At 33.9% G+C, this 21,148-nt stretch carries 20 protein-coding genes, 1 pseudogene and 1 other annotated feature; of the genes and pseudogenes, 19 read left to right on the forward strand and 2 right to left on the reverse strand.

The annotated features are described in order from the left end of the window. The first annotated feature begins 5 nt into the window (after nucleotides 1-5). Both argS and MKY02_RS09205 read left to right on the forward strand, forming a co-directional pair. Nucleotides 6-1,688, forward strand: a complete 1,683-nt coding sequence (gene argS, locus MKY02_RS09200) for an arginine--tRNA ligase (RefSeq protein ID WP_076035011.1) — start codon at nucleotides 6-8, stop codon at nucleotides 1,686-1,688. Nucleotides 1,689-1,718: 30 nt separating this feature from the next. After that, nucleotides 1,719-2,369, forward strand: a pseudogene (locus tag MKY02_RS09205) (HAD family hydrolase). Nucleotides 2,370-2,436: 67 nt separating this feature from the next. Here MKY02_RS09205 and MKY02_RS09210 read toward each other — a convergent pair. Next, on the reverse strand, nucleotides 2,437-2,940 hold the full coding sequence (locus tag MKY02_RS09210; RefSeq protein ID WP_076035013.1) for a hypothetical protein: 504 nt from the start codon (nucleotides 2,938-2,940) through the stop codon (nucleotides 2,437-2,439). 236 nt (nucleotides 2,941-3,176) lie between these two features. Here MKY02_RS09210 and MKY02_RS09215 point away from each other — a divergent pair, with 236 nt between their 5' ends. Further along, nucleotides 3,177-3,689: a GrpB family protein gene (locus MKY02_RS09215; protein ID WP_038182690.1), complete on the forward strand. Its 513-nt coding sequence runs from the start codon at nucleotides 3,177-3,179 to the stop codon at nucleotides 3,687-3,689. Nucleotides 3,690-3,767: 78 nt separating this feature from the next. Here the strand turns inward: MKY02_RS09215 and MKY02_RS09220 are convergent, their stop codons facing one another. After that, nucleotides 3,768-4,046 carry a hypothetical protein gene (locus MKY02_RS09220; protein WP_038182689.1) on the reverse strand — a complete coding sequence of 93 codons (279 nt, stop codon included), beginning with the start codon at nucleotides 4,044-4,046 and terminating at the stop codon, nucleotides 3,768-3,770. Between the two features lie 651 nt (nucleotides 4,047-4,697). On the opposite strand from MKY02_RS09220, the gene MKY02_RS09225 reads away from it, so the two are divergent. The 16 genes from MKY02_RS09225 (at nucleotide 4,698) to MKY02_RS09300 (ending at nucleotide 21,142) form a co-directional block, all read left to right on the forward strand. After that, complete coding sequence (locus MKY02_RS09225) at nucleotides 4,698-5,582, forward strand: phosphotransferase family protein (protein WP_076065348.1); 885 nt, start codon at nucleotides 4,698-4,700, stop codon at nucleotides 5,580-5,582. A gap of 164 nt (nucleotides 5,583-5,746) precedes the next feature. Further along, on the forward strand, nucleotides 5,747-6,964 hold the full coding sequence (locus MKY02_RS09230; RefSeq protein ID WP_340711023.1) for an MFS transporter: 1,218 nt from the start codon (nucleotides 5,747-5,749) through the stop codon (nucleotides 6,962-6,964). Nucleotides 6,965-7,403: 439 nt separating this feature from the next. Beyond that, nucleotides 7,404-7,877 carry an NUDIX hydrolase gene (locus MKY02_RS09235; RefSeq protein ID WP_076035015.1) on the forward strand — a complete coding sequence of 158 codons (474 nt, stop codon included), beginning with the start codon at nucleotides 7,404-7,406 and terminating at the stop codon, nucleotides 7,875-7,877. A 60-nt stretch (nucleotides 7,878-7,937) separates the two neighbouring features. Next, complete coding sequence (locus tag MKY02_RS09240; protein WP_038182682.1) at nucleotides 7,938-8,531, forward strand: hypothetical protein; 594 nt, start codon at nucleotides 7,938-7,940, stop codon at nucleotides 8,529-8,531. Nucleotides 8,532-8,579: 48 nt separating this feature from the next. Then, nucleotides 8,580-9,437, forward strand: a complete 858-nt coding sequence (locus MKY02_RS09245; RefSeq protein WP_038183204.1) for a hypothetical protein — start codon at nucleotides 8,580-8,582, stop codon at nucleotides 9,435-9,437. 113 nt (nucleotides 9,438-9,550) lie between these two features. Further along, the gene (locus MKY02_RS09250; RefSeq protein ID WP_038182678.1) at nucleotides 9,551-10,414 is read left to right on the forward strand and encodes an AraC family transcriptional regulator; all 864 of its coding nucleotides are present in this window, start codon (nucleotides 9,551-9,553) and stop codon (nucleotides 10,412-10,414) included. Between the two features lie 199 nt (nucleotides 10,415-10,613). Continuing rightward, nucleotides 10,614-11,075, forward strand: a complete 462-nt coding sequence (locus tag MKY02_RS09255; RefSeq protein ID WP_038182675.1) for a DinB family protein — start codon at nucleotides 10,614-10,616, stop codon at nucleotides 11,073-11,075. A 189-nt stretch (nucleotides 11,076-11,264) separates the two neighbouring features. Beyond that, nucleotides 11,265-12,134, forward strand: a complete 870-nt coding sequence (locus MKY02_RS09260) for a YitT family protein (RefSeq protein WP_038183201.1) — start codon at nucleotides 11,265-11,267, stop codon at nucleotides 12,132-12,134. Nucleotides 12,135-12,373: 239 nt separating this feature from the next. Next, nucleotides 12,374-13,060, forward strand: a complete 687-nt coding sequence (locus MKY02_RS09265; RefSeq protein ID WP_038182673.1) for an MBL fold metallo-hydrolase — start codon at nucleotides 12,374-12,376, stop codon at nucleotides 13,058-13,060. 297 nt (nucleotides 13,061-13,357) lie between these two features. After that, nucleotides 13,358-13,589 (forward strand) — a binding site (T-box leader). Between the two features lie 86 nt (nucleotides 13,590-13,675). Continuing rightward, on the forward strand, nucleotides 13,676-15,037 hold the full coding sequence (locus MKY02_RS09270; protein WP_038183198.1) for a sodium-dependent transporter: 1,362 nt from the start codon (nucleotides 13,676-13,678) through the stop codon (nucleotides 15,035-15,037). Between the two features lie 293 nt (nucleotides 15,038-15,330). After that, nucleotides 15,331-15,912 carry a TetR/AcrR family transcriptional regulator gene (locus MKY02_RS09275; protein ID WP_038182670.1) on the forward strand — a complete coding sequence of 194 codons (582 nt, stop codon included), beginning with the start codon at nucleotides 15,331-15,333 and terminating at the stop codon, nucleotides 15,910-15,912. A gap of 28 nt (nucleotides 15,913-15,940) precedes the next feature. Next, nucleotides 15,941-17,272 (forward strand): cytosine permease, encoded by a 1,332-nt coding sequence (locus tag MKY02_RS09280; protein ID WP_038182668.1) that lies wholly within the window; start codon nucleotides 15,941-15,943, stop codon nucleotides 17,270-17,272. Between the two features lie 3 nt (nucleotides 17,273-17,275). Beyond that, nucleotides 17,276-18,364 carry a DUF917 domain-containing protein gene (locus MKY02_RS09285; protein ID WP_038182665.1) on the forward strand — a complete coding sequence of 363 codons (1,089 nt, stop codon included), beginning with the start codon at nucleotides 17,276-17,278 and terminating at the stop codon, nucleotides 18,362-18,364. Beyond that, nucleotides 18,364-19,932 (forward strand): hydantoinase/oxoprolinase family protein, encoded by a 1,569-nt coding sequence (locus MKY02_RS09290; RefSeq protein ID WP_340711024.1) that lies wholly within the window; start codon nucleotides 18,364-18,366, stop codon nucleotides 19,930-19,932. Before MKY02_RS09285 ends, MKY02_RS09290 begins: the two co-directional genes overlap by 1 nt. Nucleotides 19,933-20,428: 496 nt before the next feature. Continuing rightward, the gene (locus MKY02_RS09295) at nucleotides 20,429-20,569 is read left to right on the forward strand and encodes a hypothetical protein (protein WP_340711025.1); all 141 of its coding nucleotides are present in this window, start codon (nucleotides 20,429-20,431) and stop codon (nucleotides 20,567-20,569) included. A gap of 51 nt (nucleotides 20,570-20,620) precedes the next feature. Then, nucleotides 20,621-21,142, forward strand: a complete 522-nt coding sequence (locus MKY02_RS09300) for a hypothetical protein (RefSeq protein ID WP_340711026.1) — start codon at nucleotides 20,621-20,623, stop codon at nucleotides 21,140-21,142. The last annotated feature ends 6 nt before the right edge of the window (nucleotides 21,143-21,148 follow it).

Raw genomic sequence — 21,148 nt, forward strand, 5'->3', positions numbered from 1 at the left:
ATAGAATGGAAGACAAACAATTGATAATCAATACATTATTTGAAGCAGTAGAAGGTCAATTAGCAAAGAGTGATATTGAACAAACAATTGAAAAGCCAAAGTATGCACATTTAGGTGATTATGCTTTTCCTTGCTTTGCATTAGCGAAAATTTTCCGCAAATCACCAAATATAATAGCTAAAGAAATAAGTGAAAAAGTTAACAATGACATTATTGAAAAGGTTGAAGCTGTTGGTGGATATGTGAATATTTTTCTAAAGCAATCGGAAATCTCGAAAGGTGTATTATCTAGCATAGTTTCCTCTCAATCTGCATACGGACAACAAAAATTTGGAGAAGGTCAAACGATTACGATTGATTTTTCATCCCCTAATATTGCAAAGCCTTTTTCAATGGGGCATTTACGGTCAACAGTTATCGGTAATGCAGTAGCTAATATTGCAGAGAAAAATGGTTATGAAGTAGTACGCATCAATCATTTAGGAGATTGGGGTACTCAATTTGGCAAGCTGATTGTCGCTTATCATTTATGGGGGAATAAAGAGCTGATTGAGCAGTCTCCAGTACGTGAATTACTGAAGATATATGTCAAATTTCATGAAGTAGCAGATCAAGATGACTCATTGAATGATCAAGCACGTGCAGCATTTAAAAAGTTAGAGCAGGGTGATGAAGAAGCACTGCAATTATGGCAATGGTTTAGAGAAGCATCGCTAAAGGAATTTGAACAGGTCTATGCATTACTTGGCATACGTTTCGATTCGTTTGCGGGCGAAGCATTTTATAATGATAAAATGGAGAGAGTTGTTGAATTATTAGCTGAACAGGGACTTCTTGAAGTATCGGACGGTGCAATGGTTGTAAATTTAGAAGATATGCCACCATGTTTGATTAAGAAAACGGATGGCACAACTTTATATGCGACCCGTGATTTAGCTGCTGCCCTATATAGAAATGAAACTTATAATTCAACAAGATCATTTTACGTAGTGGGAAATGAACAATCTCTACATTTTAAACAGTTATTTAACGTACTAGAGAGAATGGGGTATGAGTGGGCAAAAGAGTTACAGCATATTCCGTTTGGCATGATGTTAAAAGACGGCAAAAAAATGTCTACTCGTAAGGGGAAAGTTGTATTACTTGAAGAAGTATTAAATGAGGCTATCCAATTAGCAGGCAAGAATATTGAGGAAAAAAATCCAAACCTAAAGCAAAAAGAAGAGATAGCGAAAGTGGTAGGAACAGGAGCAGTAATCTTCCACGATTTAAAAAATCATCGTATGAATGATATTGAGTTTTCGCTTGAAGAAATGTTGAATTTTGAAGGGGAGACAGGTCCTTATGTTCAATATACGTATGCACGGATTTGCTCACTTCTACGAAAAGGTCAGTATAGTACTGAGGTCAGCCAATTTGAGGGGTTATCTGATGAGGCTTGGCCAGTTGTCATCTCACTAAAAGGTTTCCCTGAAGTTGTGGCAAAAGCACTTGAACTTGCGGACCCTTCGCAAATTGCCAAGTATTTAATCGAACTTTCAAGAGCATTTAATAAGTATTATGCCCACACAAGAATACTAGAAGACAAAGCTACAATGCAGGTGAAACTAACATTATGTGCTTGTGTTGCTATCGTGATTGAAGAAGGTTTGCGTTTATTAGGAATTCAGGCACCGAAAGAGATGTAGCTAATACTAATATTCAGAGGTGAGGAACGAATGAATTACCAATATATATTATTTGATTTAGATGGCACATTAACGGATCCAAAAGTCGGAATTACAAAAAGTGTCGCATACGCATTAGAAAAGCTGAATATAGAAATAGTCGATTATTCAAAATTAGATTTTTTCATAGGACCACCTTTGCAAGAGTCTTTTCAGGCTTATTACGATTTAACTGAACAACAAGTAAATGAGGCAATCGGTTATTATCGTGAAAGATTTCAACAGCACGGCTTATATGAAAATGAAGTCTATCCAGGAATCGAAACACTTCTTGAAACTTTAAAGAAAAAAGAAAAAACACTAGCTGTTGCCACATCTAAGCCAACTATCTTTGCTGAGAAAATTTTGCAGCATTTTAAACTGGATCAATATTTTGAAGTAATAGTAGGAAGTAATTTAGATGGTACTAGAATTGCATAGGCTGATGTAATTCATGAAGTACTTTTACAACTATCTTCTCCAGATAAAAGTGAAGTCATTATGATTGGTGACCGTAAGCATGATTTAATCGGGGCGAAGAAGGAAGGCATAGCCAATATTGGTGTCCTTTATGGGTACGGTAGTAAAGAGGAATTGGCATTAGAGGAACCAACTTATATTGTAAATAATATAGAAGAACTAGACTCTATATTAAATAATTAACATATTTAACACGTAAAAACGCTTGGATAGTCTTCCAAGCGTTTTCGTGTGTTTATAAGACAACTAACTATTCATATCCACCAGTAGCTTCTGGGAGTTTTTTATATTCAACTTTGCTTTGAACTATATTACGTATGTAATTTCGTAAATCAATCAGTTTATTTTCATCATTGGCTTTTTCACAATATGCTCCAGAAATATATGGCTTTATCGTTACACCGTTTATAGTGATTTTCCATTCATCTTCACTATAAGGCTCTGTCATACACTCAGTTTTAGGGACTAATTCTTTCATGTTTATTATATTGATGTCTTTCATTTTTTTATAAATATTGGCCTTTTCTTCTATTGTAAGCGGCAGATTTATTGTTGCAGTTCCATCAGCTACTAAATCCTTTGTAACTATCCCTTCAAAAGTATTGACTTCATTCTTTTTACCAACACCGAACTTAACTGAAAAACCAAAGTCACTTGGCATTTCTTCAGGCATAACATCTTTTGTATTATTCTTTAATCCACATCCTGATAAGAATAATGTAAAAATAAATAGCAAAAACGTTACTTGCTTCACCCAATCCCTCCTCATCGAACTTTTGATTCTTTGAAATAAGAGTATTAATAAATCTAATAATTAGATTCTACAGATATTCAAGAATACCTGTAGAAAAGGGGATTCTATTATTAATGTCTGTTTTATAAAGGGGAAAACAGACAGATTAGAGATACAAAAAAATTCCATAATTATAGAAATAGTTATAAGATTGATTGATGACCTGTTTTACTTAAATGATATAGGGAGGTATTATAATGCTTGGATTACCAAAGGGAGTGGTATTTTTAGTTCCTTGGACGAGTGTGTGGGAAGTGGAGTTTTTATTGGAGAAAAGCAAGATTGAAGAGGTAATTGGTGAGCAAATTGTAGCTGTTCATCATATAGGGAGTACAGCGGTTAAACATTTAAGTGCAAAGCCAATTATTGATATTGCGATTGAAATAAAAAATTTTCAAGATGGTGAGATCTGTGTTCCTCCCTTAGAATCATTGGGGTACTCATATAAAGGGATAAATATTTTACCCAATAGACATTACTTTAATAAAGGTGAACCGAGAACCCATCAAATCCATATGTATGAAAGTGGAAATAAATATTTATTAGAACAAATTGGTTTTAGAGATTATTTAAGAAACAATGAAAATACAAGAATACAATATGAGCGGCTTAAGCAAAAATTATCTACAACAAATAAAAGTAACAAGCACAAGTACGCTGAAGATAAAACAGCTTTCGTTAGTTCAATATTAAACAAGCTAAAAAACTAATTTTATAGAATTAAAGAAATTAGTTCTAAAACGGAAAATAAAAATCACCAAATTTTTATGCAATAAATCTCTTCACAATTAATATGAGGTTCCTTTTTTGAAATAACTAAGTATCAAAGTGAATACTCCAATTAGTATTACCACTACGATTGCCAAAACCATTACAGAAAGACCAATTATTCCATATCCCATCTTACCCCAATTATCTATAGGAAGAAATCCAGTTACTACAATAAGGACTATTCCAATTTCGAATAGTATAAACGCATAAATGTACTTCCCCATTCGTTTTATGAAAAATACGCCAATTAAACTTATGGCAAATATAATGAGAGCGTAAAATTGAGCGGTTGACATATATGATGAGACCCCCTAAATTCATTTTAATGGAAAAATTAACCTTATTTAAAATTATCATATCTTAAATAAGAAAGTCAAAGTTGAAAAGATATCATTGTGGGAGGTTCTCGAGTAGATTTAAAGGAAGCTTGAGCAGAGCTAAAAAGAGTTCGAGCAGCGCCAAAGAGCACGCGAGTAACGCTAAAAGAGACCGATTAGCGCCAAAGCCCGCGGGTAGCGCTAAAGGGAGTCCGAGAAGCGCCAAAAAGCCCGCGAGCAGCGCTAAAAATAGCCTGAGTAGCGCCAAAGTCTGGAAGTAGCGCTAAAGGGAGTCCGAGAAGCGCCAAAAAGCCCGCGAGTAGCGCCAAAGCCCGCGAGTAACGCTAAAGAAAGCGTGAGTAGCGCCAAAGAGTCTGCGAGCAGCGCTAAAAAGATAGTGAGCAGCGCCAAAGCCCGCGAGTAGAGCTAAAGAAAGCCCGAGAAGCGCCAAAGAGCCCGCAAGCAGCGCCAATAATCTCTCCAATACCCCATATCTCACTTCATACAATATTGCCACTCAAAAACGATCCATACCAATACATTAACAAATTAAGATATAATGTATATGAACTAAAATATTGTTTAAATTTGTATATATCTTAACTGTACTACATTCAAAAGGAGGATTTTATGCAGAGCACACAATTACAAACTGTAATGGATCATTTCAAATTAAATGTCAAATCTATAGAAAATGTCCCGGAGTCTTTTAGTTCAGAGGTGTATAAGCTTGGTCTGTCAAATAATGAAAATGTATATATTAAAATTCCTTTTACAAAAGATAAACTGTTCCGTGAATATACAATTCTAAAAAAGCTAGAATCAGATTTACCTGTTCCTCGTGTTTTAGATTATTGGGTAGGTGATGAAACGGATTGTGGAGCTATACTACTTTCAGAGATAAACGGTGTACCTTGTACAAGCAAAGTTGACACACGGCTTGCTTATCAAATCGGCCTAAATCATGCAAAGCTTCATGAAGTGAGTTTCCAAAGCTATGGGTATGAAGAACAAAATGGCTTTCGATATCTTGAGAAAAATGACTGGAGATTATATATAAAAAATTTATTTAATCAGTATTTGGTTCAATGTGGAGCAATCTTACCTATTGAGCTAATTGATAAAAGTGAAAATAAATTCAACGAGCTATTCAAGTCATTACCTAAGCCGGATGGGCCATGCTTAGTTCATCTAGATTTTCGTCCAGGCAATATATTAATCAACGATACCGGAGTAGCCGGCATCATTGATTTCGAAAGTGCAAGAGCAGGTTCTACGGAAATAGATTTTACTAAAATAAATAGAGATATTTGGAGTAATCACCTTGGAACTCGTGATGCTTATATGCAGGGTTATGAGAGTATCCGTCCAATCATTGATTTAGACAGAATACTTCCGTTCTATTCCTTATTAGATGCTATTGGATCAATTGCTTGGTGTAGTAGGAGAGGGATAGTGAAACATAAAGATTTTTATGATGAAAGTGTCAATATATTAAAGAATTCGATGGTGTAATTATTTCAAAACCATTACGGTAATTTCTATATTTTCAGTCAATTAGATGAGGTGAAGTTCGAACTTATGATTGAATTTGAAATTGGAATTTTTCATTATAGTAAAAGTACTATATAGCTGGGGAGTATTAGATTTAACTCACTAGATAAAAGGGGTACTTTAATATGAGGGATTTATATAATGATTCTCGTTTTCGTTTGATTATTTTTGCCAATATCGCTTCTTCAATTGGTTCAGGTATTACGATGATCGCTATACCTTGGATGTTGGTGACTAGTGAAAATGGCAATACAGTATTTGGTTACATATCGATATGTATGACAATTATTAACTTTCTTATTACGCCGTTTATAGGGAACCTAGTCGACAAGATGAATCGAAAGAAAATACTGTTAATCAGTGAATTCGTATGCTTTCTATTACTAACGCTCTTCACATTAATAGGATTTATCGGTTTAACTTATGAGGTATGGCATTACACGATTATTTATATGATAGGTAGTTTATATTATACAATCTTTTTTCCTACTATGTTTGCTTTAAATCAAGAGATTTTTAATAAGGATCAATACAATGCTTTAAATGGTACGATGGAAGTTCAGAGTCAGCTTTCAAGTATGATAGCGGGAGCTTTAGCGAGCGTTTTATTATTGAAATGGGATTTGCACTATATTTTGTTACTTGATGTCCTTTCATATGCGGCAGCTATCTACTTTTATATGAAACTTCCTTATATGGGGAAACCAATTGATAAAACGGAGAAAACGGATAAAAAAAGAGTTAGTGAAGGATTAAGATATATGATGATTCGTCCTACTATGTTCTTGTTTTTACTATTCTCTATAATGCCCTTTATTGGTGTGATGGTCACAAACTATTTGTTTCCTGTTTATTTAAGAGATGTATTAAAGGCATCAGCAAGTGCTTATGGGATCGAAAGTATGATTTATGCTATTGGTGCAATTATTGCTGGGATGTTCATACCCGTACTCGCGAGAAAGATAGGAAATGAGAAGACAATCATCCTCAGTGTTATTACGTACACCATTGCTATATCATTGATTGTTCTTGTGAACCTACCCTTATATTTATCGCTTATGTTTTTTATAGCAGTAGGAAATAGTGGAGCTCGAGTTGCTAGAAACTCTTTCTTGATGGACCAAATTCCTAATGAAATCATTGGAAGAGTGGATAGTTTATTCCGCTCAATTGGATTATTATTTAGGATCGTCTTACTTGCTCTCTTTACCCAAATGATATCCTCAGATTTAATCATATATTGTTTTATTATACTTAGTGGGTTATTGATTGTAGCTTCTGGATTCGTGATTCTTTCTTGGAAAAAGGGCTTTGAATTAAAAGTGGATCGGGAGATATTTTGAAAAAGGAAGAAACAACTTAATAAGGGGAGTTATTTTACTTTATTTTTCATATTGTAGTTCAAAAACAGTTGCTAATTTTACAACTGTTTTTTTGTTTTAACGGAAACTGATTTTATAAGACATAGTAGGGATTACACCAACATTAAAAACTATTAACTTGCATCTAAACATCATGCAATCACTATTTCTCATAGCATTGTTACTTTTTCACTATTTCTATAGTAACAAAAATTATTATTTAAATTTTTACATATATCTATCTAAATAACTAAATATTAGGTTAAAATAAACTATGTATATATAAAAGTGATTACGAAAAAATAAAGGACTTATAGGTCAAATAAAGAAATAGCTGGCTAAAACAATGAACTATTGAATTAGTAGTTATTATGAAGATTAAAAAAGAGTTTAGATTATCTATACATTGAGGTGATTTCAATTGGAGTATGAACCGCCAAAACAGACTATTTCGGTTTCAGCTTTAGTAAGGAACGAGAGAAATGAGGTTTTATTGCTTAGAACTCACTGGCGTTCGGATACGTGGGAAATGCCAGGTGGAAATGTTGAAGTAGGAGAGCCATTAGATAGGGCAGTTTATAGAGAATTTTTAGAAGAGACTGGCATTGAAATACGTCCTGTTGGCATAACAGGTGTCTATTTTAATGCTACAAAGCATGTTTTATCTGTTGTTTTTAAAGCAGAGTATGTAAGCGGGGAAATAAAAATTCAACCAGAAGAAATTAAAGAAGCCAAATATATTCAGCTAAACGAATCTAATATTGATCAATATATAACCCGCCCACAACAAAAAACTCGCACTCTCGATGCAATGAGAGCGAAATCTTTTGTCCCGTATGAAACATGGGAAGTAAATCCGGAATATAACTTATTATCAAGGTTATATAGCGAATAATAGACTTATATGTTGAGTACTAGTTTTCTCGAATTTCAACGGACAGTGAGGAATGATTAAATGGTAAACAGAATAATTTCAAATTGGCAACCCTATTGTATTGAAGAAAACTGTATCGGCATCGGGTCATCAAGGAAGGTATACCGTGTGGACGAGTTTGTCATAAAAGTACATTTACATCCGATAGGGTACAAACAATCATTGAATGAGATTGAAATATATGAATATATGAAAGCTCGAAACAATGAAGATTTATTGGCGGAGATGGTTTATGTCAATGAGGATATTTGTATACAACGTTATTACGAAAATTTAGAGTTAAGAGACAATCAGACATATGAGTTAAACGTAGTTGAAGATAATAGAATGTCCCCAAGATTGAGAGGACTCTTAAGAGAACTCGATCAAAGGTTTGATAGTTTTGATTTAAAAGATAGCAGTAACTTTGGTTTAAACGCTGAAAGGAATCTAGTATTAATTGATTTTGGTATGACAAAAAGTTTGTACGAAATGGAATGGGTACCATTGGCTGAAGCAGGAGAGCTACCGCAAATCTATTTTGAGAAATGCCGAGCTTGTGGGATTGAAAAGGAACTACGCATGTATGGCCAAGCAGATAAAGATAAACGTTGTTATGCTTGTGGGAAGCAGTAGTTACACTAAACAATAAATTGAAATGAGCGGATTCATTTGGAATTCAACATGAAAAAGTACACTGGTAATCAGTTAGACGAAGTGAAAGATTTGATGAAATATAACTATGAAGAGCCCTTTGTTCATATATTAGAACAACTAAAATATGAGTTTGCTTATATGGCATATGAAGGAGAGAAATTAGTAGGACTAATAATTACTTGGAAAAGTAAAATGCATCCGTATTGCTTGTATTTTCGAGTCTATAGTAACCCGTCATCTTCTCAAAATGTAGCGCATCAATTGTTGCAATATGTGAAACAAAAAGAGGTGTTGGAGCTTCCTTTGCAAACATCTTTATGGGAAACGTCAAGAAAATTAATGGACACGTTTGAACAATTTAATATGAAAATCATTAGAAAAACATACATGCCTAAATTACATTTAGACCAACATTTTCAAACATTGAATCAGAGCAATTACGAATTGAAAACTTTAAAAGACATTAAAGATAATCAGCATCTGATGGAGCAACTAACAGTACTTGTAAAGCGCAATTATGAAGAAACGCATCTTGCAAATCCTGTAGCAGATTTGTCTCTAAAAGAATGGCAACTACTATATGAAGATGCCATTTTAGAAGGTAGCTTTTTGATGTGTTATCCTGAAAATCAAAACATTATCGCTTATTCATTTTTACACGAAACAGAAGTTGAAACGGAATTGGAAATTGGGTGGAGTGGCGTTGATCGAATAGTGCATCTACCTCTACTTCAACTACTAACCTACAACCAAATTACATATGCAAAGACAAATGGTTATGAAGCTTTAATAGGTGAATTCGATACGACAAGCCCATATGCTTTAGAAATTTTAGAGCTATTTCCTAATGAGTCGTGTCCAACGTGGATTACGTTTCAGGGGTGAGGGTGCCAGGTTACGTTTTGTAAAACAATACATAGAATACGGTCTAATCTCAGCATAAAATGACAGGATTTAGTTATTTGAGATTGTTATTATTCAATTAAGGAGTGAGCGATATGGGGTGGGTTGAATCATTACAGAAGGCAATCAACTATATGGAAGATCATTTAACGGAGAATATATCTATTGAGGATATTGCGAGGCAAGCGAATGTATCGGAATTTCATTTTCAAAGAACCTTTGCGATATTAACCGATACGTCTATAGGAGAGTATCTTCGAGGAAGGCGTTTAACTCTTGCTGCGCATGAGTTAGCAAATTCTAACTGCAAAATTATTGATGTCGCCTACAAATATGGCTATGACACTCCCGAGGCTTTTTCAAAAGCATTTCGTAGACAGCACGGTGTAACGCCTAGTGATGTACGAAAGAACATTGGAAAGCTGAAATCTTATAATCGCCTGGCTATCCAGGTAAATCTGAAGGGAGCAACACCGATGGAATATAAAATTGTTGAACGAGAAAGCTTTCAAGTTGTAGGGATTAATCGTGAATTTTCATTAAAGAATGATGAGAATCTTAAAGGCATCCCTGTATTTTGGGATGAAATCAATGCAAAAGGAACTGATCAGGAACTATTTAAGTTGAACAACGGAGAAATTACAGGTGTTCTAGGTGTATGTGTAGATAAAAGAGAGACTCAATCTGCAGAAAAAATCGACTATTGGATAGCGACAGAACATGAGGGTACTACACCTGAAGGATATTCAAAGTTAGAAATTCCTGCATCAAAATGGGGTGTATTCGAAGTTCGTGGACCTATGCCTGATGCAATGTCAAAAGCATGGAAACAAATATTCTCAGAATGGTTCCCATCAAATAATTATAAACATGCAGGTACACCAGAATTAGAAGTATACACTGACGATGACCCATTCAGTCCGGATTTGTATTCTGAGATTTGGATTCCGTTAAAGTAATTAAGTTAGTTTCAACAATAATATTTAACAGCAGAAACTGTGAAATTTCTGCTGTTTTTGTTATTAATGAGGATGAGAATCATACCAATTTGGATAACCAATTCTGCTAGTAATAATGGGATACAGGGATTCGATATAAAGGTAAACTTGTTGGAATAGTTGGACTGCATTAAATAATTTCATCATGGAAGTGAATAAAATGAATACATATTTACGAAATACATTCCATCAAATACAATTTACGATTAATAGTATTAAAGCATTAATTGAAATAGTTGATGAATCTGATTTTCAAATTGCGCCGATAGAAAAAAAGCGTACAGTGGGGGAGTTAGTGAGCCATTTAGCCATTATATGCAAGGCAGATCTTCGAATAATTGGCCAAGCATCAATGGAGGAAATGAATGCATTTTATGAACTTAATACGGTCAATAGTAAAAAGGAAATGCTGGAGCAATTGAATGAGGGGTATGAAGAATTAGTTTGTTATTATGAAAGTATTCCTGATGTTATTAATACAGTAACATCGTATTGGGGAACAACTTATAGCTATTTTGAGTGGTTACTAGAGATTTTAGCTCATCTAAATCATCACCGAGCGCAATTGCATTTGTACATAACATTATTAGGGAAAGAACAAGCTGTGATGTTATTTGAATAATAGTTGCAGCTGAATTCTATTAACTTTAGTATGGTTGGCGTTTCTAGATGTTAGTTTATAGCAGTGGGTGTTTTTTAGTTCTTAAAACCCATTTTAAAAGACGTAATAGATTAAAAAATTATGTTATAACGGCCCTTTTCTGTTAGAATGAGTAAGGATTTATAACAAAGAGGGAGTATAGGCTATATGATGAAAAAAAATCAGAAGAAGATAGTTATCATTGAATATATTCAAATCATGTTGGGAGCAGCGCTTGTTGGTCTTGCATTCAATATGTTTCTGTTGCCAGCTAGGCTTGCAGCTGGAGGAGTTTCAGGAATAAGTACTATTCTATACGAACTGTTTCAATTTAATCCCGCTTATGTACAATGGATGATTAATATTCCTTTGTTTATTTTAGGGATTTTAGTAGTGGGGAAAGATTTTAGCTGGAAAACGCTTGTCGGCACTACGTTTGTTCCACTTGTAATATGGTTAACATCTGATATCCATTTGCCTATCGATAATCCGTTGTTAAGTGCTATTTATGGAGGAATTATGTTAGGTGTTGGTCTTGGAATTGTTTATAGAGGAAATGGATCAACGGGTGGTACAGCTCTAATAGCTCAAATATTGAAGAAATTCACGGGGATTTCAAGTGGCTTTGCACAGCTACTTGTTGACGGATTAGTGGTTATTACTTCAGCACTAGTATTTGACTTTGAGTTAGCACTTTACGCCATGATTGCCATCTATGTAACAAGTAAAGTAATCGATTTTGTGCAACTACAAACATCACCAACCAAATTAGTACTGATTATTACCGATAAAGAAGAAGAAATCCAAACCATTATCAAGAATGAAATTAATAGAGGCTTAACGAAAATTAAGACGCTCGGTGGTTATTCTAACCAAGAAAAAACAATGATTTTATGTGTAGTGGAACAATCAGAAGCTGTTTATTTTAAGAAGCTTTTATTAGATAGAGAACCCAATTCATTTGTCATTTTCTTAAATGCATCTGAAATACTTGGAAGAGGATTTTCAAAAGCAAGATTTGATGAAGATGATGTAAAATAAATTAAAACATATTTTAAAATAGATTAAATTTCCACCTCTTACTGTCGTTGCTTTTTACGTCAAAAGGGGTGGTTTTTTTCATCTTAATGAAACTCACATAAACAGCTAAAATAAAATGTTTGTTTAAAATTAGTTGATATGAAAGGTTTTATATCCTCTTTTTTCTATATCTAATATAATAAATGTATAGCATATTCGGTTAGCGAATTTCACAAACATGCAGTAATGGGGGAAAGAAAATGAAGATAATAGAGCTACCAATTGAATTTGAATTTAATGGACAAAAAAATTACATTTATCCTAGCTTAATTATATTAAATGATGAACTAACTTTGGTCGATACAGGGTATACGAATTTCTTACCTTTAATTGAAAATGAAATTTTAAAAAATGGATATGAAGTGAAGAATTTAAAGAATATAATTATTACTCACTATGATGATGACCATATAGGTTCCCTTTATGATTTCAAAGAAAAGTATCCTTGGATTAACATAATAGCTAGTGAAACTGAATCAAAATACATTAGTGGTGAAATGAAGTCAGAGAGATTGATTCAAGCTGAAGAGATGCTAAAGACTATGTCGAATAACGAAGTCGATTTTGGTAAATGGTTTATACAGCAATTAAAGAATTTGAAGCATATTTCAATTGATGAAAAAGTACATGATGGTGATATGATTTTAGATAACAAATGTAGGGTAATAGCAACACCGGGGCATACTTCAGGGCATATTTCATTGTATTTCCCCTGTTTGAATAGCGTAATTACAGGTGATGCAGCTGTTAATGAAAAACAGGAATTCGTCATTGCTAATCCTAACTTTTGTCTAGATGTCGATAATGCGCAGCAGTCTTTAAGAAAGATTAAAAATCTTAAGGCTGAAACTTACTATTGTTATCATGGTGGGAAATTTACTGTATAAGAATACATTGAAAAATGGAATTACATAACTTCAATACCCTTATAAGTCATTTCATCGTTGTAAGGATATTGGATTTATTATTTAAAAATTAAACGGATTTATTATCTCTATACATATAAAACTTCCTTTTATTAATGCGATTAAATCACAGATTTTGAACTTAGAAAATACCTGTGAGCGGGAGTATATAAAAGAGGCATAGCGAACTAATTAAGTTGAATAATATTAAAAGTCTGAAAAAAAGTCTTGACCTTAATGTTTTCTCATACTATAATTTCGTTTAATATTCTAAATAGCAAATGAGCGATGACAAGAACATATTAAGCCGGGTCTCCCTGTTGACAGAGAATCAGTGGTTGGTGGAAACTGATACATAGACTTTGGTGAATTTCATTCTTAGAGCTTTTTTTATATTACATCTTAGTGATAGTAGTATAAAAACGGATTAAACCGTTATTTTACCAAGTAAGTGGGAAACTAGATTTGTTTCCAATTAGGGTGGTACCGCGTGAACAGCCACGTCCCTATCGTTAAAGATAGAGACGTGGCTTTTTTGTCTTTTCCTTAGTTTTTAATGAGGATAGGACGTAATAAATATAGATTGGATTGGTATGTATTAAAACATCAGAGCAATGGTCATCTAAGATTGGTTTTATTTTATCTGCAGCAGGATCAGCTATAGGAGTAGGCGCAATATGGAAGCTGCCTTATGTGACTGGTATCAGTGGAGGGGGAGCATTCTTTCTACTGTTTATCCTATTTTCATTATTCATAGGTTTTCCGCTGTTATTAGCAGAGTTTGTCATTGGTAGAAGCACGCAAAAAGAAGCAGTTAGTGCATATCGTACTTTAGCTCCAAATACTAATTGGCATTGGATCGGCAAGTTAGGAGTATTCACATGTTTCCTCCTATTGTCTTTTTATAGCGTAATTGGTGGCTGGATTGTTATATATTTTACAAAAGGTTTATTTGGTGGAATTATTAGTGAAGGCGCAGATTATGGATCTGTCTTTAACGACACGATTGGAAATCCAATGTTAGTTATCGGAGCTCAATTTGCATTTTTAGCTTTCACAGTTTTAGTTGTAGCAAAAGGCATTCAAAATGGAATTGAAAAAGTAAGCAAAATTTTAATGCCCGCTTTATTTATCCTATTTTTTGTTCTAATCATTCGTTCACTTACACTTGATAACGCTATGGAAGGTGTAAAATTCTTCTTAGCACCGGATTTCGCAAGTATCACATCTCAAAGTATTCTATATGCAATGGGTCAAGCTTTCTTCTCCCTAAGTGTCGGTGTATCAGTAATGGTTACTTATAGTTCATATCTTTCAAAGAAAGAAAGCTTAATTCAACCCGCTATTTCAATCGTTACAATGAATTTATTCATCGCTTTATTAGCAGGTTTAGCAATCTTCCCAGCTGTATTTTCACTCGGTTTAGAACCTGCTGAAGGACCTGGTTTGTTGTTTGTTGTATTACCTGCTGTGTTTGATCAAATCATTTTTGGAGAAGCTTTCTTATTAGGGTTTTTAGCCTTATTTTTATTTGCCACATTAACATCGGCATTTTCTATGTTAGAAATTATTGTAGCTTCTATAGTTAAAGGAAAAGAAGAGAAGAGAACAAAATATGCATATATTATTGGAGTTTTAATATTCGCTGTAGGAGTTCCATCTGCATTATCATATAGTGTTTTTGATAATATTTTAATCTTCTCTAAGAATATATTTGATTCCGCAGATTATTTAGTTAGTAATATTTTAATGCCACTTGGTGTATTTTTAATCTCTATTTTCGTTCCACTTAAGATTAAGAAAAGTAAATTGCGAGAAGAAGTATTACAGCATTCTAGTTTAGGTGCTACTGCATTTAACATATGGTTCTTTATCATGAGATATATTATTCCATTAGTAATTATCATCGTATTCCTTGATATTACTGGAATACTCGATAAAATTATTGCTATCTTTTAATAAGAAACTTTATTAATGAAAGCAACAGAAAGTGTTGAAGTTAGCAGTAATTTTGCTTAACTTCAGCACTTTTTTAGTAGAGCTTAATATCTAGTTACAATTAAGGAATCCATTATTGATTAATATTATCAAAATGGATTCTTTTAATTTGCCTTAAAAAGCAGATTAAAGAGATATATTAATTAAAACACTTTTTAAATAATATTATAGATAATTCTATTTCAAAAAAATATTGAATATTTAGAAAACTTTAATTATAATTTACCTAACTAAATTAGTTAGGTGATGAAAACATGACGAAAAACAAAATTAAAGAAGTTGCTTGTAAACAATTAGCTGAAAAAGGGTATGAACGAGCCACACTTGCAAGTATTGCTACAGAAGTAGGTATAAAAACACCATCCATTTATGCGTTTTATAAGGGGAAAGAAGATTTGTTTATGGCTGTATATAATGATTTGTTGGATGATCAATTCCAATATATTAAACTGTCGATGGCAAATTTGAAGAATGCGACTGTAAAGCAAATGCTTTATCAAATGGTAAAGGATGTTAGTGATTATCATTTGAGTAAACCTGAAAAAACAGCGGCATATATGAGGCTTGCTTTTTTCCTACCTCATGAATTAAACGATGACATAAAAAAAACCTTTAACGAAAAGGAGGAATTCTATTATGAAATTCTATTGGGAATTTTCACTAGAGGAATAGAGCAAGGTGAAATCAAAAGACAACCTATAGAAGACTTAATTGCCTCGTTTCTTTGTTTAATGGATGGTATCTTTTTGGAATTGTACTATTACGAAGAAGATAAATTCAAAAGGCGTTTTGAGCAGACGTGGAACATTTATTGGAATGGTATTTGTAAAGAATAACAGAGTGAAAAAACAAGGGGGTACATGAATGGACGAAGGTAAAAAGGTATTAGATTACGAACGAGAAGCTGTACCGGAACATTTGCGTAGATCGTGGTTTTCCATGTTCTCTGTATTAGTTGCCATAGGAGTCGATTTAGCTTCTGTTTTATTAGGCGCTGAATTAGCAAACGGAATGGCAATGAATCAAGCGATTATTTCGGTATGTGTAGGATCATTTCTTCTAGCTATTTTATGTTCTATTTGTGCAATCGTAGGTGCTTCAACCAATTTGTCCACTTCTATGATTACAAAGTATGTATTTGGAAAGTATGGAGCGCTGGCATTTTCCCTTGTTATTGGTATCTCTTTATTAGGTTGGTTTGGTGTCCAAGTAGGTTTTTTTGCTGAAAATGCCCACATTATTTTATTAGATTCGTTTGACGTATCAATAAATGTGAAAGTGCTATCTTTTATAGGTGGTATTTTGATGATGACAACTGCCATTTACGGATTCCGTGCTATTGAAAAATTAAGTATGTGGTCAGTACCGCTTTTATTGGGCATCATGTTACTAACTTTATTTTTAACTCTAAAAGATTACTCATTACCTGTTGAAATTCAAAATACTGGGGCTTTTACATTTGGTAGCGCAGTTTCCCTTGTTATCAGTATTTTTATTGTAGGTGCAACTATTTCACCTGATATTTCTAGATGGGCTAAAAGTAAAAAGGATGCTATTATCTCCACGTTTTTCGGGATTTTCATAGGTAATAGTTTTATGATCATCATAGCCATTCTGTTGACAAGATATATCGGAACAGATGATATGATGCGAATTTTTATAATATTGGGAATGGCCATACCAGGAATTTTAGTATTAACACTGGCACAATGGACAACAAATACTAGTAATCTATATTCCTCGTCTCTTGGATTTTCAATAGTATTTCCGAAGATATCAAAAAAGTTGTTAACCATTATTTTAGGATTAATAGCAACGAGCCTGGCAGTTCTCGGTATTTTTGAACAATTTATCTCTTTCCTAAATATTTTAGCCGTTGTTATTGCTCCTATAGGTGGAATCTATATTTCTGAATTCTTTATCGTAAAAACTGAATTTAACCGCTACAAGAATCAATTAGAAGAGCAGACAATTGTTGTTCGTTCCAACATTGCCTGGATTATAGGAATGGTGGTTACTTTTATGACAACAGCACAGCCCTCGGGTTTAGAATTATTTTCTCTTACAACGATTCCTTCTTTAGATGGCTTTATAACAGGGTTTGTTGTACAAACTGTAATAGGGAAGTTATCAAGTCAAAAGGCATCTATACATCAAATGAACGTCAATAAGCATATAGAAAGAGGGGAACTTTAGAAAATGAGATACATTGATGAAGAAGCTATTGAAAAGATAGCGTTAGGAGCTGCTGTATTAGGTACTGGTGGAGGCGGGGATCCTTATATTGGGAAATTGATCGCAAAAGAAGCGATACGCAAATACGGACCAGTTGCACTAATCTCATTAGAAGAGTTAAGAGATAATCAGATAGTGGTTCCTATATCTGGGATGGGGGCACCCTCTGTAACGATTGAGAAAATACCGTCAGAAATTGAATTCACTGCACCACTTGATAAGTTTGAAGAGGTAATAGGAAAAAAGGTTGACGTAGTGATGCCTATTGAGATAGGGGGTATTAACTCCTTGTTCCCTATTATTGCTGCTGCCAAAAAGGGTTTACCATTATTAGATGCAGATGCTATGGGACGTGCCTTCCCTGAAGCGCAAATGGTTACTTTTCATCTAGATGGTTTAGAATCTTCACCTGTTACAATGTCTGATGAAAAAGGAAATGTAGTCGTATTATATCCCCGAGATGGAGTTTGGCACGAAAGACTAGCACGTGTCATTACGATAGAAATGGGAGGAAGTGCTTCTGTCTGTGATTATGGTTTATTAGGAAAAGAGGTAAAGAGCAGTGCTATTCCTGGCACCCTTACATTAGCTGAAACAATTGGTGGGTATCTACTTGATAACAAAGGTAAGGAACGCCAAGGTATTAATAAAATGTTAGAGGAATTAAATGGATATCAATTGTTTGAAGCAAAAATTACAGACATAGAACGTAGATTGATTGGAGGCTTTACAAGAGGAAAGGCAATATTTGAAGGCATACGTAATGAACAAGGAAGATCGTTTAGCATCGATTTTCAAAATGAGCATCTAGTGGCCAAAGAAGCCGAGCATTTATTATGTTCAACACCAGATTTAATTGCAGTATTAGATGCAGAGACTGGTTTTCCTATTACAACAGAGAGGATGAAATACGGAGCCCGTGTAGTGGTTGTAGCCTTTCCATGTCATAGTAAATGGAGAACAAAAAAGGGTATTGAAACAGTAGGACCTTATTATTTTGGATATGATTTTGAGTATCAGCCAGTTGAAGAGTTACAAAAGGAGAGAGTATAATGTATCGCTTAGGATTGGATGTTGGTGGAACTAATACGGATGCTGCATTAATAGATGGAGATTTAAAGGTTTTTCATACGGTAAAAGTACCAACTACTAAAGAGGTGGAAAGTGGAATAATCGAAGCAATCGCAAAAGTGGTGAAAGAGAGTAAGGTGGATAGTAGCGATATTAAATATGCCATGCTTGGCACTACCCATTGTACGAATGCCATCGTAGAGCGTAAACGTTTAGATAAAGTTGGTGTTATAAGAATTGGCAGGCCAGCTACAACAGCCATTCCGCCGTTTACTAATTGGCCAAAAGACATAAGAGCAAAAATTGAAGTAGCATCCATTATTGTTTCTGGTGGATATGAATTTGATGGACGTTTAATAGCTGAGTTGGACAAAGAAGAAGTGTCTAAGTTTTGTAGAGAAATCAGAGGCAAAGCAGAAAGTATCGCAATCTCAGGTGTATATGCTCCAGTAAATAAAGAACAAGAAGAAATCGTAGCAACCTGGGTAAGAGAAGAGCTTGGAGATATTCCTATTTCTCTATCACATGCGATTGGCAGTATTGGCTTACTTGAACGTGAAAATGCGACGATATTAAATGCAGCATTGATGACTACAGGTCAAACCGTTATTAATGGCTTCTCTAAAGCTTTAAGTAGCCTAAATATCGAAGCTGAAATGTTCTTCAGTCAAAACGATGGGACTTTAATGAACGCAGCATATGCAGAACGCTATCCAATTCTTACGATGGGATGTGGGCCTACAAACTCCATTCGAGGTTCAGCTCACTTAACAGGGCTAGATAATGCGATTGTACTGGATGTTGGAGGAACAACGAGTGACATTGGTGTACTATCAAAAGGGTTTCCTAGAGAATCTTCATTGGCAGTTATCATTGGTGGAGTAAATACGAATTTCAGAATGCCAGATATTTTATCTATTGGGTTAGGTGGGGGCACTCGAATTCTTGAAAATAACGAAAAAATCATTGTTGGACCAGAGAGCGTAGGTTACGAAATTACGAAAAAGGCACTACTTTTTGGTGGAGATGTACTAACCACTTCGGATATAGTGACGCGCTTAGGCTATTCCTTTGAAGATAGAGCAAAAGAAGTAGAACATCTCTCCTTTGAATTCTGTGAAAAAGTAAATGATCAAATGACGGAGATGTTAGAAGATGCTATTGATCAAATGAAGACAAGTTCAAAAGAAGTACCACTTATTTTATCAGGTGGAGGAAGTATCATCGTTTCTAAATCATTAAAAGGGGTTTCAGAAGTCATTATGCCAGAGCACTATGGTGCGGCAAATGCTATAGGAGCTGCCCTTGGTCAAGTGAGCGGTGATGTTGAAAGAATATATAGTTTAGACAAAATGAATCGTGAAGAAGCATTAACAGATGCAAAGAAACTAGCGACTCATGAAGCAATAAAAGCAGGTGCAGATGAAAAAACAATATCAATCATTTCGATTGAAGATATCCCTCTCGCATACTTACCAGGCAATGCATTGTTAATACGTGTGAAGGCTGTAGGAGACTTACAATATTCTAGTGAATCTGTGATTATTTAGTATATAAGGACATTAAAATATATATCTAAATAAGGTCTAGTTTTTCTATTTAATGAATTAAAAGTGTAAGGTGGTTCTAGAAAACTTTGAGAGTTAAAAGATATCAAGTGATTTAGTTGAGCTTCACTTAATTAAGAGACATCCAAAAAAACAATATTTATTAGGAAATAAGATATATTGAATCGCATTTAAAAATTAACTGCCATTTATCAAGCCTTAACTTAGATGAATGGCTTTTTTCGTACTAAAAAATGGTTTTTACTCCAATTGAATCGTATTCACATGTAATAGCTGATACTTTTACGTATAACACTGTCGATTAAATTAATACCAGGAATGGTCAAGACGAGGCATAATATATGAATGGAATTCTAACTCTTTAATATCAGAAATTATATTAATAGCGTCTAAAACATCATATACATTAATGGTTTAATTTTCATTTTTTATTATAAATATTATTATATTAATATAAATAATAGTTGGAGTGAATAAAATGAAGCTTAAATTAATTAATATTGTTACTTCATTCTCTTTATTATTTTCGCTTTTTGTACCATCAATAACATTTGGTATGGAAGCAAAAACAATAGAGAAACCAGTAGTAAATGGAGCGAATAAAGAAGAAGTTCTTTAGGTAGATATTGAAGAAGAAAATAATGCTGTTTCTTATGATGAAAATCCTGAATTGTTTTCAACTCTTGAAGAGATTAATCAGGAAAATATTACATTTATAGAAAATGCTGATGGTGTTCATGATATTGATTGGGATTCGATTCCTATCGAATTGGCAGAGCATAATACAGTTCAACCCTTTATTTGGGGAACTGTTGCAAGACTTGTTATTAGTGGCGGTAAGTATGTAATTAAATGGGGTTCTAAAGTATTTAAAATAGCACCTAAATCTAAAGTGACTAATGCTTTATCATCTTTTAAAACTGCAACGTATAAAACAGGAAGTCACTCATTTAAATTAACAAAAACTGATATGAAACATATGTTGGAAAGACATCATCCAAAGTATTGGAATGGGACTGTTAAGAAATCACAAACATTTTATAATCCCAATCTATCAGTAACCGAAGTTAAAAATATTGCTATGACGATTGCTAAAGATAACTCGAAAACTTTAGCGAAAAAAGGAACAAATTCTACATTCCAAGTTGAAGGAAGTGTAGGAGGAGTTAAATATGTTCTTGGAATTACCTAAAGGACA

The sequence above is a fragment of the Viridibacillus sp. FSL R5-0888 genome (assembly GCF_038009105.1).
Classification (GTDB): Bacteria; Bacillota; Bacilli; order Bacillales_A; family Planococcaceae; genus Viridibacillus; species Viridibacillus arenosi.